This window comes from Bifidobacterium sp. POST2/T3 (B1), assembly GCF_058197115.1.
Genome location: NZ_JBVPQK010000435.1, coordinates 1 through 2,168, shown reverse-complemented (window position 1 = coordinate 2,168; position 2,168 = coordinate 1). Strand labels below are relative to the sequence as shown.

Sequence of the window (2,168 nt, the reverse complement as noted above, 5' to 3'; positions counted from 1 at the left end):
GCCGAGGCCATCAAGAAGCGTCTGCAGGACTTCGACCTGGAGGGTGCCGCCAAGGAGCTCCGTCACGAGATCGACACCGGCTCCGGCCAGCGCAAGGCCCGTGCCCTGAAGCGGCTCAAGGTGGTCTCCGCCTTCCTGAACACCGGCAACAAGCCCGAGGCCATGGTCCTGGATGTCGTCCCGGTCATTCCGCCCGACCTGCGCCCCATGGTGCAGCTGGACGGCGGCCGTTTCGCCACCTCCGACCTGAACGACCTCTACCGGCGCGTCATCAACCGCAACAACAGGCTCAAGCGTCTGATCGAGCTGGGCGCACCCGAGATCATGCTCAACAACGAGAAGCGCATGCTCCAGGAGGCTGTGGACTCCCTCTTCGACAACGGCCGTCGTGGCCGCCCCGTCACCGGAGCCTCCAACCGTCCCCTGAAGTCCCTGGCAGACATGCTCAAGGGCAAGCAGGGCCGCTTCCGTCAGAACCTGCTGGGCAAGCGTGTGGACTACTCCGGCCGTTCCGTGATCGTGGTCGGGCCCTCCCTGCGCATGCACCAGTGCGGCCTGCCCAAGCCCATGGCCCTGGAGCTCTTCAAGCCCTTCGTCATCAAGCGGCTGGTGGACCTCAACTACGCGCAGAACATGAAGAGCGCCAAGCGTTTGGTCGACCGTGGAGATCCCGAGGTCTGGGGCGTGCTGGAGGAGGTCATCTCCGAGCACCCCGTCCTGCTCAACCGTGCGCCTACGCTGCACCGTCTGGGCATCCAGGCCTTCGAGCCCATCCTGGTCGAGGGCAAGGCCATCCACCTGCCCCCGCTGGCTTGCGCGGCCTTCAACGCCGACTTTGACGGCGACCAGATGGCAGTCCACCTGCCCCTGTCGGCAGAAGCCCAGGCTGAGGCCCGCTCCCTCATGCTGGCCTCCGACAACATCCTCAAGCCCGCCGACGGCCACACGGTCACCATGCCCTCCCAGGATATGATTCTGGGTCTGTACTACCTGACCACCGTGGTTGACGGTGCCAAGGGCCAGGGCCGGATCTTCTCCAGCCTGGCCGAGGCCCGGATGGCTCTGGACCTGGGCGAGATCGACATGCAGGCCAAGATCCTGCTGCGGGTGCCCGCCGACTTCGTCATGCCCAAGGACTGGAAGCCCGGTGACCTCAAGGTCGTCGACCCTGAGCCCGGCAGCCCTGACGTGGTCAAGGAGGAGGTCTTCAAGGACGGCTCCAGGCTCTTCGCCACCAACTATGGGCGGGTCCTGTTCAACCGGACGCTGCCTGTGGACTACCCCTTCATCAACGAGCAGGTACCCAAGGGCAAGCTGTCCGGCATCGTGGACGACATCGCCACCCGGTACTCGACCGCCCAGGTGGCGGCCACCCTGGATGCCCTGAAGGATCTGGGCTTCACCAGGGCCCAGTGGTCCGGCGTGACCATGGCCTTCTCCGACATCGTGGTGCCGCCCGAGCGCAGCGAGATCGTCAACGAGTACCAGGGGCAGGCCGCCAAGGTCAACTCCCAGTACGACATGGGTCTGCTGACCGACGAGGAGCGCCGCCAGGAGCTGATCAACCTGTGGACCGAGTGCACCGACAAGGTGGCTGATGCCATGCAGGAGCATTTCACTCCGGACAACAACGTGAACATCATGGTCCAGTCCGGGGCACGAGGCAACTGGATGCAGATCCGTCAGATCGCTGGAATGCGAGGCCTGGTGGCCAACCCCAAGGGCGAGATCATCCCTCGACCGGTCAAGTCCAACTACCACGACGGTCTGTCGGTGCTGGAGTACTTCATCTCCCAGCACGGCGCCCGCAAGGGTCTGGCCGACACCGCACTGCGTACCGCTGAGTCGGGCTACCTGACCCGTCGTCTGGTCGATGTCTCCCAGGACGTGATCGTGCGCGAGGAGGACTGCGGTACCATGCGCGGTCTGACTATGAAGGTGGCCGAGCGCGACGAGCAGGGCAACTTGGTCCTGGTCAAGGCCGCCGACGGCGGACCCTACTCCAGGCTCCTGGCCGCCGACGTCATCGATCCCAAGGACGGCAAGACTGTGCTCTACAAGCGCGGTGACGCCCTGTCCATGGACGTGCTTCGCGACATGGTCGCCCACGGCGTGGAGGAGGTCAAGGCCCGCTCGGTCCTGACCTGCGAGTCCACCCGCGGGGTGTG

At 65.3% G+C, this 2,168-nt stretch carries 1 protein-coding gene; it reads left to right on the top strand.

The window, feature by feature from the left end; genetic code table 11:
- Positions 1-2,168: DNA-directed RNA polymerase subunit beta' (rpoC, locus tag AC0AP0_RS12510; protein ID WP_490430724.1), on the top strand; the 2,168-nt coding region annotated here is incomplete at both ends.